Origin of the sequence: Alteribacillus bidgolensis (genome assembly GCF_002886255.1) — a bacterium.
In the GTDB taxonomy this organism is placed as follows: domain Bacteria; phylum Bacillota; class Bacilli; order Bacillales; family Marinococcaceae; genus Alteribacillus; species Alteribacillus bidgolensis.
The window spans coordinates 206,639-219,866 of sequence record NZ_NJAU01000003.1 but is presented as its reverse complement, the minus strand read 5'-3'; the positions used below and the strand labels follow the sequence as shown (position 1 = coordinate 219,866).

General features: G+C 38.1%; 16 protein-coding genes. 8 read left to right on the top strand and 8 right to left on the bottom strand.

Going from position 1 to position 13,228, the window contains the following annotated elements:
- Nucleotides 1–78 precede the first annotated feature (78 nt).
- Together CEF16_RS22400 and CEF16_RS22395 are read right to left on the bottom strand one after the other, a co-directional pair.
- Nucleotides 79–720, bottom strand: coding sequence for a L,D-transpeptidase family protein (locus CEF16_RS22400; protein ID WP_170032336.1), 642 nt, complete (start codon nucleotides 718–720; stop codon nucleotides 79–81).
- A gap of 137 nt (nucleotides 721–857) precedes the next feature.
- Entirely contained in the window at nucleotides 858–1,847 is a 990-nt protein-coding gene (locus tag CEF16_RS22395) for a M23 family metallopeptidase (protein WP_091588194.1), read from the bottom strand.
- Nucleotides 1,848–2,181: 334 nt separating this feature from the next.
- Here CEF16_RS22395 and CEF16_RS22390 point away from each other — a divergent pair, with 334 nt between their 5' ends.
- Complete coding sequence (locus CEF16_RS22390) at nucleotides 2,182–2,784, top strand: recombinase family protein (protein ID WP_091588192.1); 603 nt, start codon at nucleotides 2,182–2,184, stop codon at nucleotides 2,782–2,784.
- Nucleotides 2,785–2,868: 84 nt separating this feature from the next.
- Here the strand turns inward: CEF16_RS22390 and CEF16_RS22385 are convergent, their stop codons facing one another.
- Nucleotides 2,869–3,273 (bottom strand): zeta toxin family protein, encoded by a 405-nt coding sequence (locus CEF16_RS22385; protein WP_091588191.1) that lies wholly within the window; start codon nucleotides 3,271–3,273, stop codon nucleotides 2,869–2,871.
- Nucleotides 3,273–3,473, bottom strand: a complete 201-nt coding sequence (locus CEF16_RS22380; RefSeq protein WP_091588189.1) for a hypothetical protein — start codon at nucleotides 3,471–3,473, stop codon at nucleotides 3,273–3,275. The genes CEF16_RS22385 and CEF16_RS22380 overlap by 1 nt, the downstream gene beginning before the upstream one ends.
- A gap of 232 nt (nucleotides 3,474–3,705) precedes the next feature.
- On the opposite strand from CEF16_RS22380, the gene CEF16_RS22375 reads away from it, so the two are divergent.
- Nucleotides 3,706–4,263, top strand: a complete 558-nt coding sequence (locus CEF16_RS22375; protein ID WP_091588188.1) for a recombinase family protein — start codon at nucleotides 3,706–3,708, stop codon at nucleotides 4,261–4,263.
- A 320-nt stretch (nucleotides 4,264–4,583) separates the two neighbouring features.
- Here the strand turns inward: CEF16_RS22375 and CEF16_RS22365 are convergent, their stop codons facing one another.
- The gene (locus tag CEF16_RS22365) at nucleotides 4,584–5,054 is read right to left on the bottom strand and encodes a DinB family protein (RefSeq protein ID WP_091588185.1); all 471 of its coding nucleotides are present in this window, start codon (nucleotides 5,052–5,054) and stop codon (nucleotides 4,584–4,586) included.
- Between the two features lie 318 nt (nucleotides 5,055–5,372).
- Between CEF16_RS22365 and CEF16_RS22360 the strand changes: the two genes are divergently transcribed.
- Both CEF16_RS22360 and CEF16_RS22355 read left to right on the top strand, forming a co-directional pair.
- Nucleotides 5,373–5,777 carry a MerR family transcriptional regulator gene (locus tag CEF16_RS22360; protein ID WP_091588184.1) on the top strand — a complete coding sequence of 135 codons (405 nt, stop codon included), beginning with the start codon at nucleotides 5,373–5,375 and terminating at the stop codon, nucleotides 5,775–5,777.
- Between the two features lie 38 nt (nucleotides 5,778–5,815).
- Complete coding sequence (locus tag CEF16_RS22355) at nucleotides 5,816–6,934, top strand: Gfo/Idh/MocA family protein (protein WP_091588182.1); 1,119 nt, start codon at nucleotides 5,816–5,818, stop codon at nucleotides 6,932–6,934.
- Between the two features lie 427 nt (nucleotides 6,935–7,361).
- Here the strand turns inward: CEF16_RS22355 and ltrA are convergent, their stop codons facing one another.
- Together ltrA and CEF16_RS22345 are read right to left on the bottom strand one after the other, a co-directional pair.
- Nucleotides 7,362–9,155: a group II intron reverse transcriptase/maturase gene (ltrA, locus tag CEF16_RS22350; RefSeq protein WP_175488399.1), complete on the bottom strand. Its 1,794-nt coding sequence runs from the start codon at nucleotides 9,153–9,155 to the stop codon at nucleotides 7,362–7,364.
- Nucleotides 9,156–10,011: 856 nt separating this feature from the next.
- Complete coding sequence (locus CEF16_RS22345) at nucleotides 10,012–10,422, bottom strand: Lrp/AsnC family transcriptional regulator (protein WP_091588407.1); 411 nt, start codon at nucleotides 10,420–10,422, stop codon at nucleotides 10,012–10,014.
- A 130-nt stretch (nucleotides 10,423–10,552) separates the two neighbouring features.
- Here CEF16_RS22345 and CEF16_RS22340 point away from each other — a divergent pair, with 130 nt between their 5' ends.
- From CEF16_RS22340 to CEF16_RS24660, 3 genes are read left to right on the top strand one after another with little or no spacing between them, the layout of a single operon-like run.
- Nucleotides 10,553–11,314, top strand: a complete 762-nt coding sequence (locus CEF16_RS22340; RefSeq protein WP_091588409.1) for an MBL fold metallo-hydrolase — start codon at nucleotides 10,553–10,555, stop codon at nucleotides 11,312–11,314.
- A 21-nt stretch (nucleotides 11,315–11,335) separates the two neighbouring features.
- Nucleotides 11,336–11,563 (top strand): nuclear transport factor 2-like protein, encoded by a 228-nt coding sequence (locus CEF16_RS24665; protein ID WP_245918033.1) that lies wholly within the window; start codon nucleotides 11,336–11,338, stop codon nucleotides 11,561–11,563.
- Nucleotides 11,524–11,745 carry an ester cyclase gene (locus CEF16_RS24660; protein WP_342750510.1) on the top strand — a complete coding sequence of 74 codons (222 nt, stop codon included), beginning with the start codon at nucleotides 11,524–11,526 and terminating at the stop codon, nucleotides 11,743–11,745. Before CEF16_RS24665 ends, CEF16_RS24660 begins: the two co-directional genes overlap by 40 nt.
- 397 nt (nucleotides 11,746–12,142) lie before the next feature.
- Here the strand turns inward: CEF16_RS24660 and CEF16_RS22330 are convergent, their stop codons facing one another.
- Complete coding sequence (locus tag CEF16_RS22330) at nucleotides 12,143–12,346, bottom strand: hypothetical protein (protein WP_091588410.1); 204 nt, start codon at nucleotides 12,344–12,346, stop codon at nucleotides 12,143–12,145.
- Between the two features lie 561 nt (nucleotides 12,347–12,907).
- On the opposite strand from CEF16_RS22330, the gene CEF16_RS22325 reads away from it, so the two are divergent.
- Entirely contained in the window at nucleotides 12,908–13,111 is a 204-nt protein-coding gene (locus CEF16_RS22325) for a DUF1657 domain-containing protein (protein ID WP_091588412.1), read from the top strand.
- Nucleotides 13,112–13,228: the final 117 nt, after the last annotated feature.

Below are 13,228 nucleotides of genomic sequence, written 5' to 3'. Positions count from 1 at the left end.
CCAAATGAACGGCGGGGGTTGATGGATATAAAATCTTACAATCCTAAAAAATCCCTATATGGAAGTGATTATAGCCTACTATTCAAGTAAACCTAACTTAATATAGTCTCGATCTAAAAAGTATCCAGTTACAGGCAACTTCTCACTCCTTTGGAATTCTTTAACTACAGCAACCATATATTTATCGTATAAACCATTACATGGTTTCCTATAATACCCAGCTGCTTTTAACCGGTTTTGTACAAGAAAAACTAAACTTCCATGTGATCCTTTAGCTAAAGTAGCAAAATGTTCTCCATTTGGGCCTGTAATAGGACCAACAATATGAACGGTAGTACCAAGGCTTACCTTTTCATAAATCCATTCAATATCCTTATTTTCCATACGAATGCATCCTGCACTAACATCTTTTCCTATTAAATGAGGTTTATTTGTTCCATGAATACCATACATCCCCCACGGAACATTTAATCCAAGCCAACGGGTACCAAATCCACCTCCCCACCCTCTTCCTTTCTGGTCGATTTCAAACGTTCCTACTGGGGTAGGTGTTCGTTTTGAACCTGGAGCAATTGGAAAAACCTTGACCACTTTTCCATCTTCTATGAGCTGAAGGTGGCGGTTCCATAAATCTATTTGAATGTTTATTTCTGCTTTTTCCTCACTATATCCACTACCCATACATAATAGAAGTAAAGCAATAAAAAGGATAGGTTTCATACGTCTCATCATTTCTCACCGGGTTTCTAATGGTATTATTGCTTAAAAAAATCCTATAAACGAATCTCCAACTAGTTGTCATTACTTATCGGAAATTTTTTGGTGACTAATCCCTCTCTTCTATTTCAAGAAACTTATTATTTTCTATCTTGTTTTTCCCATGATTTTAAAGATGAATAAGGATCAAAAGACCATTCACTGTAACCATTATCTCTATACATTCCGTAATGAAGATGAGGGGGAAATTTCCCTTCTGTACCAGGTTTGCCATAACCAGAACTTCCTACGTACCCAATTACATCTCCGGGGGCTACAATATCTCCTTTTTCCACCCCGTCTTCAAATCCACTTAAATGAGCGTAATAATTATACGTATTCGATAAGTCTCTAATACCAATCCGCCATCCACCAAACTTATTCCATCCTTTTAATTCAATAATTCCATGAGAGGTAGCTCGAACCGGGGTTCTATAGTCAGCAAAAATATCGGTTCCTTCATGGATACGGCGGCCTCCCCAACCGCGTTTATCTCCCCAAGTACTTCGATAGCTGTAATTATAATTTAAAGGAACCGGAAACGCATGTTCATCGTCTAAATCAATTCTGTTATATTTCCTGAAAATACGAGCATGACCCGTAATAATATTGATGGCTTGATCTCGATGATAATATTCCCAGAGGCCGATTTGGATGTTATCGTCATCGTGCCCATAACCTGAAAGGTAATTAGCAAAAGTATATAATACATCTGCGTCTTCATTAAGAGAAGCTTTTCCATTCTCGTTGCCATCCAAGCCAATTCCTTCAAATAGAGAATTGGCAAAAGGATCCTCAGAATCTAAATCGGGATTTAAAGGCCCTGCCCATTCTTTAGGTGAGAAATAAATATTTATAACGCCTTGTGACTCATCCCGGTCTTTTCTAGCACGGCGTAGCCCTCTTTCATATGCATCTACACCGGCCAGCCAGTACCAGGGGACTTGGGTAATAGCCTCCATGTCTTTATATAGTGACATACGTTCTTTATAGATGTCTTCTGATGATTTTTCTGCGGCTGTTATTTCTTGAATAGGAAAAATAAAAATTGTCATAATTAACGTACAAAAAATAAGACTTATTTTTTTCATGCCCATCTGATCCTTTATTGTTTTTTTCTACGCTTTAATTTTGTCTTAATCATTCATTTTAATAACGTCAATATCTGGAAACAAACATAAGATTTAGCATAGCAGCTTTAGAGCATATTAAAGTTTGTTTAATACTTTTCTACATACGGCTTTGGATCTGTTTGTAAAAGTACACCTTTACGAACATTGCACAAATCTTTTAAATCTATGAATTTAAACGTTCATAAAACTACAAAAAAATATTGCGAACGTTCGCATTTTTTCATATACATTTACGAACGAAAACAGGTATACTTGAGGGAGAAAAACCAAATGAAAGAGAGGTTACCCTTAAATGGAAAGTCGGCAGTACGGATATATACGAGTGAGCAGCAAAGACCAAAGTGAGAAACGCCAGGTAGCTGCAATGAAAGAACAAGGGATCAACAAACGTGATATCTTTATTGATAAAGTGAGTGGCAAAGATTTTCAACGGGATCAGTATCAGCTCTTAAAACGAATCCTACGCCAGGGGGATGTGCTACACATTCATTCCCTCGATCGATTCGGTCGAAATAAAGAGGAAATTGTGCAGGAGTGGAATGCCATAACAAAGGAACTTCAAGCCGACATTGTAGTGTTGGACATGCCACTACTCGATACCACCCAATACAAAGATAGCATGGGGACCTTTATAGCTGATCTCGTTTTGCAAATCCTTTCTTGGATGGCACAGGAAGAACGGGACCGGATTCGAAAACGACAGCGTGAGGGAATTGATGTGGCCATGCAAAAAGGAGTAGCTTTTGGCCGTCCTAAAGCAAGGATTACAGATGAATTCATGGAAGCTTATTATGAATGGAAGAGTGGCAAGATTACAGCGACGCGGGCCATGAAGCAAGCAGACGTTAAAAAGACCACTTTTTATAAATTGGTCAAACAACTTGAGGAAAAATAGTTGTAACAGTTTTTGCAAAAACATGGGAGGATTTAAAAACAACATTTATAACGAAAACCTTCATTATAATAGTTGCTAAATGAATTAATGATCAAGACGATTCCCCTTGTTTAACAACACAATAGGTCGGGGAAATTCCATAGATTCGATATGACATAAAAGATTCTCCTCGTATATAAACAGGACTTCAAAACCTCTTTCTTTGGCTTTGATCATTTGGTGGATAGCATTTTTCCCGGCCAGTGTCGTTTCAATCGAAAAGCTCTTCTCTTCCTCAATACACTCATAGACTAATTTTACTGCTGCTTTTCCTGCTGCGAATTGTTTGGTCTCGGGTGCTTGCGGATTCAACCTGCGAGCAATGGAATCCGGATCAATATTGATGTCTATACCTAACTTATCGATTAGCAGGTTACGTAACGTGCTTTTTCCACTCCCGTTGTTTCCAGCAAAGATATACATCATGGGAGGGAGCTTGGCGGACCTCATTAATTATCACCATTTGGCTTTTTGTCAAAATTCACAATGGTTCCATCCGGATATTCTTTCACGAGTCCGTTTTCTGTTTCGTAAACAATATATGTGTTGTTTGCTTTAGCATCGATTTTTGCTCGATCACCCGTCATCTTTACCCATTTATCTACCCAAGCAAATTTCCTTCCTTGGGATTCGCCTTCACGTTCTAGCATATAAAACACCACCTTTGTTTTATATATAAATTATATCAGACGACAGTACTGCTGTCATAAGTGTTCGTTTTTGAGACAAGGTCTATGATTATTTGAAACGCTTAAAAGATCCTAGTTTATCGGCTTAACCTAAGTTTCAAAACTCATATCAAAAACAAAGTCCCAATATGTACTTATTTTATCCTTTTTGATAACATGAAAATAACGAAAATCAAAAAGGGAGTTACAAAAAATGTTATTTGGCTATGCAAGAGTCAGTACCAAAGATCAAAATCTACATATGCAGTTTGATGCGTTAAAAAAATATGGGGTCGAAGAGAAAAATATCTTCTCAGAAAAAATCACAGGAACCAAAAAAGACCGGCCAGCATTTAACGACATGCTCAAGTATCTCCGTAAAGGAGATACCGTTGTCGTTTACAAACTCGACCGTATTGGCCGAAGTACAAAACACTTAGTGGAGTTAATCAATGACTTCCAGGAAAAAGGAGTTAATTTTGTCTCCATCAACGAAAACATCGATACCACGACAGCCATGGGAAAGCTTGTGTTCACGATATTTAGTGGACTAGCTCAGTTTGAACGGGACATTATTTCAGAAAGAACAAAATCCGGATTAGATGCGGCAAGAGTTCGAGGAAGAAAAGGCGGAAGACCAAGAAAAGACCAATCCAGGCTGGAATTGGCCTTTAAGATGTACGATAGTAAGGGATATAGCATTCAGGAGATATTGGATGCTGCTGGAGTAAGCAGAGCTACTTTTTATCGGTATTTATCTGAACGAAAGTAAAAAAATAAACCTATTGGATAGTTTTGATTCAAGATTTTCAACTCAATATTATAGAAGATGCTTTGCTACATAAATTACTATGAGGCGTTCTAGGGTTGAATAGACAGATTAAAAAGTGTGGAAATTCATTAAACTTAGATGATCCCTATATTACAGAAGATGAACTTAGATTTTTATGATAGTATTTACACTCATACTATTGAATGGGCGATTATAGGTAAAGATGAAGCAAAGGCTAATACTCAGAACAAAAAATATAAACATAACGTAGGTGAGATGTTAGATGAATTCACCACCCTATCTGAGAATAACTTTTTCTGTTAGTTCCTTGCTCCTCCAAGTTCAATGACACGTTTCATTTCTTCTATTTTTCCCATATGGATGGCCTCATGAACGATTGCAAAACCTGCTAATTCTCCAAAAGTTTCAAGTCCAATAAATGGTTCTTCTAGATTTTCATTTAACTGTTTAGCAGGAATTTGTTGGATACGATCCCACTGATCCTTCAGTTGTGTGATAAGTTCATCTACGGGAGGTACATCCCCTCCCCAATCGGCCGGAGATGTACCTCTTTCAAATAGTTTTGTATAAACTGCTGGAAGATGGAACTTTTTGTGATGAAAACCAAACATTAATTGCTCAGAGGCCGTAAGTACATGTCCGATATGCCAATGGATTGTATTGCTAAAACCTTCTGGCTGTACACTTGCAATTCCCCTTGGAACTGATTCTGCACTTTCAATAAACCAACTTCTCGTCAATTCAAATTGTTTAAACGTTAAATGGTTCATACATTCCTCTCCCTTTATTTTTTTACTAAGTTATGTCTATTTTACACTAAATCGAATCAAAAGATTTCTTTTAAATTGCTAGTTTTCTAGACCTCAGACAGATTTAAGTTTGGTTTTTATAAAAAAGTTTGATCATTTTCTACCTACGTTGTTCAACAATCGCGCCCTTTTCATGAAGACTTGAATTCAAGATAACTTTATAACAGTCTTCCGTTCTTGCCTCCGATTGTTGAAATACTAAGAATTGCGACTTGACTTAGAGTTTACTCTAACAGGTACAATACGTGTAATCCAATTTGAAGGGGGACTGATTATTCCATGTACTCAATCGGAGAGGTATCGAATCTAACAGGGATTACGACGTATACGCTAAGATACTACGAAAAGATTGGCGTGCTTCCTAATCCCAATCGTCAAGACGGAAAACGACGTTATAGTGACCATGATCTTAGGTTTATTCGTTTTATTCATGGATTAAAGCAGACAGGGATGAATTTGGAAGATATCGCGGCTTTTACAAAGGATGGCTGTCTTTTAAACCTTGACGATCAAGATATAGATACAAATGCTACGATACAAAATAGAATAAACATGTTAGCTCAACACATCGACCAATTAGAGCATCAAATCAAACAGTTAGAAGCGATAAAGGAGATTGCACAAGAGAAAAGTGATTTTTATTTAGCTATGTTGAAAGAGCAGACATTTAAAGCACACGATTAATACCATTGTCTTCGATTCAAACAAAGGAGGCATTTAGAATGAGCAATCAGACAATACGTATCGGTATCGTTGGGGGATCCGTAAACAACCAATGGGCCAGTCGGGGGCATATTCCTGCTTTACAACGTCTCTCGGAATATAAAATTACTGCCATCGGAACCACCCGAATGGAAAGCGCAGAAAAAAGTGCGCGGCAACTTGGGGCTACACATGCTTTTGCAGATTCAAACGAAATGGCCAACCATCCAGATGTAGATTCAGTAATTGTAAGCGTAAAAGTCCCCGGTCATTACGATCCAGTCATGTCGGCTCTCAATGCCGGTAAGCATGTTTATTGTGAATGGCCTTTGGGGTTAAACACTGCTCAATCCATTGAGATGAATAAATTAGCTAAAGCTAAAAAACTTCACCATGCCGTTGGTTTACAAGCCCGTCAATCTCCCGAAGTCAACTTTGTGAAAGACCTGGTTGCTCAAGGATATGTGGGGCAAGTTCTGTCATGTCATATGAAAGTCTTTACCACAGCAAAGGGCGGTACAACGAATGAAACGTATAAATATTTATTAGATAATACTAATGGTGCAAGCCTATTGACAATTAATTCAGGACATGCTATCGATGCGATGTGTTATGCTCTTGGTGATTTTGATGAGTTGTCAGCTACGATGGCAAATCAATACAAACAGGCAAAAATGCAGGAAACCGGTGAGATCATTGACAAGACAACTGATGATCAAATCTTAATTAATGGCACTTTAAAGAGTGGAGCAACCGCATCTATACATGTACAGGGTGGGGTGTCCTATCGAACAGGGGTTTCGTTAGAAATATTTGGTAATAAAGGTGTTCTTGTACTGTCCAAGGAAAGTACTCATGCTCAACTTCAGTTCGGAGATTTGAAAGTAGAAGGTGCGCAGCTTTCCATCGGTGGGAATTCTTCACTTACTGAATTAACAATCCCAAATAGATACCGTTGGGTCCCGGACACAATCCCTAAAGGACCTGTTTTAAATGTTGCTCAAGCACATAGGAAATTTGCCTATGACATAATGGAGGAAACCTTTCGTATTCCTAATTTTGAGGATGGAGTCAAATTGCACAAACTGATTGATCGTATACAAAAAGCTGCTGACACCGGTGAACGTCAGGTTCTCTAAAGAACACAAGCAATATTTCGGTTCACGTAGCAGTCCAAAATATAAAACCTGAATCTGAACTGTCACTATTTTATTTATCCTGTTGTTCGGGGTAGTACCAGCGAAGCTGTCACCACCCACAATAAGGAAATGTCAAGATTACAATAAGTTGTTTAAGTTTAATACTTCCAACACGCATATCCCCGTCCTGTTTTGGATGGGGGTAAAATAAAGTTGTTAAATTTTTTAATAAGGATAGATGCCTTAGCAATACAGTTATTTAAAAATATTAATTTTCTTCAATAATCGTCAGCAATAGGTAAGCGTTTGAAGTTATCTCCGGCTTTTCCCCTGCTCCACACGGAGCGTGCTAGTTTCCCAGCACTCCGCGTTCCATCTAACGAGATTATTTGATCATAAGTTCCTCGTTACTCAGTGATTGAGATCATTAGATTGGTTCAAGCTTACATTTTTCACGGTACCGGTTGATCTTATCGATCATCGACCATGTAAGTTGGAATCTTATCTTGAGTTCATCAATCATCTTTTTGTCCGTGCTGTGGATCAATTGGTGTATTCTCCTATGGAGAATACGAAGGTTATGAAATTGATCACTTCCTCCGAGGGTCAGTGGGATATAGTGATGACAGTGGACTTCCGTGGCGGGCAATTCAAAGCCTGTGATTTCACACTTTCCCATTTTCATGCTGTACCGACTGATTCGGTTATCCATATATTCAACGCTTCGGTTTGGAAGAGTTGATTTCATTAGGACCCCGATCTCTCGTTGAATGTCCGGGCGAAGTCTTTTGTGTATGACTTCTCTTCCTTCTTTAGTGAAAGGTGTCATCTTTGGACTAAATCCCATGGTATTCACCGTTTTCACATCACTAATAGGGAATAGAGACACACCGGCAATTTCGAACGTTTTATAGTTCAAGCTATACAACTTTTTATAGACCGGCGGAGGATTGGCCGGATGACCATATTTGCCAACTGGTCTGAGATGATTGTAGATGAACGCACCCAGATCATAGGAAAGACGTGCGAACTCCGGATTGACATGAGTGGCTCTGTTGAAATAATTATGGAGTCCCAGCACAAAACTATTGAATAAGAGGGCATTGAGAGCAGAAGGAGAAGACTTAATTCTTCGTATAAGCTTCTTCGCCTCTTCCTTGATTTTGCGCTTCTTGTTTGCTTTGATGCCCGTATGGGCTACTCGCTTTTTACCCTTCTTATTCGCGCGAATAGTGAAACCTAGAAACTCTGAATCTCTTTTACGCATGTTTACTATCTGTGATTTTTCCGGTGAGATGTCCAATTTCAGACGATCTTTCAGATACAGACGTGCTGCATGGTACCATTTTTCAGCCGTTTTCCCATCCTTACAAAGGATTTTAAAATCATCCGCGTAGCGAACGAGGTAGCCTTCTTTGAGATGGGTACGCTTTTTAGCAAGCCTTTCGCCTACTTTGGAATGAAAGAGTTTAGAAAGTGGAAAAAACTCCCACTGGCCAGCGATCCATTGGTCGAGATCATTGAGAACGATATTTGATAATAAGGTCGATAATAAGCCACCTTGAGGCGCGCCTTCTGTAGGGATACCCTCTCCATCGATTTCAGCCTTCAGCATTTTTGAAATACAGGTTAGGACCTTTCGGTCCTGAATTCCCATGTTCCATAGTTGCTTGATCAGTAACGTATGGTTTATATGGTCAAAGAACCCTTTAATGTCGATGTCTACCACAAAATGAAAATTGGCTTGATTGATCAAGAACTGGATTCTCGCCATTGCATGGTGGGCTGAGCGGAGTGGCCGGAATCCATAACTGTGATTATAGAATTGGGCTTCCGCAATTGGTTCAAGTACCTGCTTGAAACTTTGTTGAATGATTCGGTCGAGCATACAAGGAATACCGAGAGGTCTCCACTTTCCGTTATCCTTTTCAATCCATTTTCTTCTAACCTTTTTCGGGCGATAGTTTTCTAGCTTTTGCCGGACTTCCGTTATTAATTCTTCTTCTGACCACCTTTTCATGTCTGCGATGGTTTTCCCATCCGTTCCTGGTGTCTTTGATCCTTTATTGGATTTAATGGTACGATAAGCTAACAAAATATTTTCTCGGGATGTGATCACATCGAAAAGACGAGAAAATGATTGTTTTTCCAAGCTCCTTTCGTACAAATCAGTAAAGGTATCTGTCATATCGTAATAATCCCAATATCTTAAAGCTTGCACTGTGGCATCCCTCCTTGTCGGAGTGATGTTCCCACGTTCTTACCCGATCGGTGCAATGCACGTATGGAAAATGATCGTTCGTTTCGCTAGACTTGGGGCTGTTCCTCCACTCCCATTACAGGAGGTTCATTAGTCATGCCCCTACCCTCGCAAGGATAAATACATTTCGGTAGATACCTTATAGTAACCGTTTAGGGTGACAGCCCCTGTTACAACGTTCCTTGTTTTCCAAGTCCCTTACAACCTAGCTATCCTTTCTGAACTTAGGTGTTCCCTTGAAGCCTGTGAGCTGGATACCGCCATTGTCCGGTATAGCGTGTTTCATAGGGCGCATTTTTACTCCACGCCACTCACCCCCATCGTTAGATGGGCCATAGGTTTCCCTATGGTCAATCTTTAGACCTGTACATTCGGTTATTCGTCAGTTTCTTACGGTTGAAACTATTCTCACCCTATTCAGTTTTTCAGCCGTGCGGCATATCCGTTGGCATACCTTCTCTTTCCGAGTGGCTCCAGCCTTCGTTCTGCCGAATCTACCTGTACTTCAAACCCCATAACCTGTCAGTTACGACGCATGCAGGAGTATTGACGGGATGGTTTTGGGAAACGTGGTTCCGTCATTCCCATCCTCGGTTGTAAAGTTAGAATTAACTAGTAAGTAATCCTCTGCATTTCACGCTTCCAAGCGCTTATAGCAGAACTTGTCGAGCGGCGCCCAATTGTTGAATATCCTTTTTCTATTGAATAGTATCTTTGTACTGCGCAGCAAATGACTTTGTTTGGTTAGTTGTTCTTCTTCAAAATAAGCGCCTGTTTTTTAAATACATTATTTCACTAACAACCTTTGTTTGATGTATCATTTATTAATAACAATCGATAATTTATAACTCACATAATTGCTCATGTCTGTCAAAAATTCATCTAATATTTCATTGGATGGAAACTTACATTCAAGAAGATAACAACTTTCTCCACTGACTTTGTAGTTGTTTATGACACATTTATCTTGTTTTTTTATGAACGATAAATAAGGTTGATGATTTGTGCTTTTAGTAAAAATATGTATAATTGCGTGAACAGAATACCCCATTTTTTCTTTGTTAACTTTAATGGTATAACCTTCAATAACTCCACTATCTTCTAATTTTGCCACTCTTGCCGATGTAGCTGGTCCAGTCAAGTGGACTTTCTCGCCTAATTCCTTCATTGTAATCCGACTGTTCTTGGATAGTTCATCTATGATAAGAATATCCGTTTTATCTAACATTTCTTTAACTCCTTTCATAAATAAAGTCAAAAGGACAAAAGACTTTAATTAATCTATGTATCCCTCTATAGGTCATTGTTTAGAATATACATTGTTCAAAGGAATTTTCAAAGAAAAGGAGTTATTTCATATGAATATACAACACATTCGAAATGCAACAATAGTTGTAGAATACGCAGGGAAGAAGTTTTTAATCGATCCAATGTTAGCGGAAAAAGGAGCTTACCCACCTTTCCCTAATGCACCAAGACAAGATCAGAACAACCCTTTGGTAAGCTTGCCAACATCCATTGAAAATATTATTCAAGATATTGATGCGGTCATCGTCACTCATCTGCATCCTGACCACTGGGATGATGCTGCAAAGGAAGCATTACCAAAAGAAATTAAAATATTTTCCCAAAATGAAGAAGATGCGACAGAAATTCGAAACGCTGGTTTCCAAAATGTAGATGTTTTACAAGAGGATACAGTCTTCGAAGGTATCGAATTAATTAAAACTAAAGGCGAGCATGGAAGAGGCGAAATCTTAAAAATGGCTGGTCTGGTATGTGGCATTGTCTTCAAACACTCATCGGAGAAAACATTATATGTTGCTGGAGATACGGTTTGGTATAATGCAGTTCAAGAAGTAATCGACACACATAAACCGGAAATTATTGTCGTAAATGCTGGAGATAATCAATTCTTAGTAGGCGGTTCTTTGGTAATGGGTAAGGATGATGTCTATGAAGTACATAAGGCTGCTCCTAACGCAAAAATTATTGCTGTACATATGGAAGCGATAAACCACTGGACATTATCAAGAGAAGAACTAAAAAACTTTGCTAATGAAAAAGGAATCTCCTCTAATGTTTTAGTGCCGGATGATGGAGAATCATATACATACTAATTTAAAGAGGAGAGATAAGCAATGTCAGTTGAAGCCAACAAGGAGTTAATTCGTCGTTTTTATGAAACGATTGAACAAGAAAACTATGAGGCACTTAAAGATTTCTGCCATAAAGACTTTGTGTTTTATCCACAAATTGATACACCATTTCGAGGCGTAGAAGGTCTTAATCTGAAAAGAAAAACTTCGATGCCTTTCCGGGCTTTAAAATGCCAATTGAAGCAATGGTTGCTGAAGGGGATCAAGTAGCCGTTTATTTTATATTTGAAGGTAAACATACAGGTATCCCATTTTTCGGTATCCCTGCAACTGAAAAAAACGTTAGATTTTCACTTATGATGCTTTTGCGTATTATTGACGGCAAGATTATTGAAAAAAGATCTCACGTTGATGTACACAACATTCTTCGGCAACTTGGAGTTAATTCCTAAATTTTAATGAGACCTTATAAAAGACCCATTAAGGGTCTTTGATTTCTTTCATAGCCTATCTAGTTGTCAATACACTTTATTTTCATACCATCTTTAACTAAGGGGCTTTTTTCTTAAGTACATTCTTTCACAAATGCCTCTAAAATAGAAGTTATTTGTTGCGCAGTAATGGTCTACTACGTAATACAAGAGTTAATCCACAATCTGGCCCTTTAATTGAAGATTATATATATGAAACTTTTTTATCTATTAGTAAACTAGCCCATAGAGACAAAACAGATTAATAATTATATAAAATGTATGCTTTTAGATAAAAACTTACATTTTGTGTAACCAGAATGATATAGCGTGCAAAAATAAAAAAGGAAGCTATTTGTGATAAACGACTTCCTTTAAATCAACTGTCTTTTTTCTTTTTGGAAATGGATCGAATCATTAATATTCCAGATACGATTGCTAAGATCGATCGGTTATGTATAGATAATAGCAGATCGCCAAATTGAGGTATTAAAGGAACGGTGTTTATTAATGAAAAATAATACACACCAGGAATTAATGCAACGATTAAAAACAAAATAGGTAATAAAATATTTACATTCACTTGTTTTCATACAGCTAACCTCCAGTATAAAGCTTATACAAAGGCGTTTAAATAACCTTTATCGGAAGAGATTGCTCATACAAACTTGGATATAGTATCTCTGGATCCCTTATCTTCTAACATTTTTGAGGAACGGGTTATATTTTTCTCGGAAATGCTCCAAAAATACCTGCCAAATCGTTCGTTGTTAAAGAACATTATGGATAGTAATCATAATAGAGTTTTGTATGCTCGTGTAAAACAGTTGGGTAACATGTTGGACAAAATTTCCGGTTGAAACGAATTGGTTCGTTGGGCAGTAACGAGTTGACTTTTCCAAAAGTATCTTTCATAGGAAGTACAGATCTCCGTCAAAGGAACAACTCCTTATCATAAAGGCAGAATGTTGTTACAGCTTTCGTTTAAGCTATGCTCTGGTTTTGTCTTAGGACCGGGGGGTTCGCCTAATACAACGATAATGGCACATACTCGAATTTTTCGAATTTATTTTTTTACGACATAATAAACCGTCTTTGAGACATTCTAGAATACGAAGTCAAAACTCAATGGGAGGGAATAACCATGACAGTAGCAAGTGATCTAAAAACAACGGTAGCCAATCTAAAGAGTGCTCAAGCCAGCTTTGAATCGTTTGCGTTGGCAACCGAAAACGAACAAGCGAAACAAATGTATCAAAATGCGGCACAACAAGCACAACTACTGGTAGATAGTGTATCTCCACGCGTCCAACAAATTGAACAAGAAGAGCCTCAGTATAAAGAATAGAAAAAAGTTGTGGAAGAAAGGTTGACTGAACCAACCTTTCTTCCTGTTTATTGTATGGTAAATGAAAAATAAAAAGAGTGTTAGGAATGAAAATATTAAATATGTTGCTTTTAACCA

What these genes read in the sequence shown, in the direction of transcription:
- CEF16_RS22390 (WP_091588192.1), top strand. Translation starts at nt 2,182, where the DNA reads ATGGAAAGTCGGCAGTACGGATATATACGAGTGAGCAGCAAAGACCAA.
- CEF16_RS22360 (WP_091588184.1), top strand. Translation starts at nt 5,373, where the DNA reads ATGTACTCAATCGGAGAGGTATCGAATCTAACAGGGATTACGACGTAT.
- CEF16_RS22355 (WP_091588182.1), top strand. Translation starts at nt 5,816, where the DNA reads ATGAGCAATCAGACAATACGTATCGGTATCGTTGGGGGATCCGTAAAC.
- CEF16_RS22340 (WP_091588409.1), top strand. Translation starts at nt 10,553, where the DNA reads ATGAATATACAACACATTCGAAATGCAACAATAGTTGTAGAATACGCA.
- CEF16_RS22365 (WP_091588185.1), bottom strand. Translation starts at nt 5,054, where the DNA reads ATGAACCATTTAACGTTTAAACAATTTGAATTGACGAGAAGTTGGTTT.
- CEF16_RS24665 (WP_245918033.1), top strand. Translation starts at nt 11,336, where the DNA reads ATGTCAGTTGAAGCCAACAAGGAGTTAATTCGTCGTTTTTATGAAACG.
- CEF16_RS22375 (WP_091588188.1), top strand. Translation starts at nt 3,706, where the DNA reads ATGTTATTTGGCTATGCAAGAGTCAGTACCAAAGATCAAAATCTACAT.
- CEF16_RS22380 (WP_091588189.1), bottom strand. Translation starts at nt 3,473, where the DNA reads ATGCTAGAACGTGAAGGCGAATCCCAAGGAAGGAAATTTGCTTGGGTA.
- CEF16_RS22395 (WP_091588194.1), bottom strand. Translation starts at nt 1,847, where the DNA reads ATGAAAAAAATAAGTCTTATTTTTTGTACGTTAATTATGACAATTTTT.
- CEF16_RS22345 (WP_091588407.1), bottom strand. Translation starts at nt 10,422, where the DNA reads ATGTTAGATAAAACGGATATTCTTATCATAGATGAACTATCCAAGAAC.
- CEF16_RS22385 (WP_091588191.1), bottom strand. Translation starts at nt 3,273, where the DNA reads ATGAGGTCCGCCAAGCTCCCTCCCATGATGTATATCTTTGCTGGAAAC.
- CEF16_RS22325 (WP_091588412.1), top strand. Translation starts at nt 12,908, where the DNA reads ATGACAGTAGCAAGTGATCTAAAAACAACGGTAGCCAATCTAAAGAGT.
- CEF16_RS24660 (WP_342750510.1), top strand. Translation starts at nt 11,524, where the DNA reads ATGCCAATTGAAGCAATGGTTGCTGAAGGGGATCAAGTAGCCGTTTAT.
- CEF16_RS22400 (WP_170032336.1), bottom strand. Translation starts at nt 720, where the DNA reads ATGAAACCTATCCTTTTTATTGCTTTACTTCTATTATGTATGGGTAGT.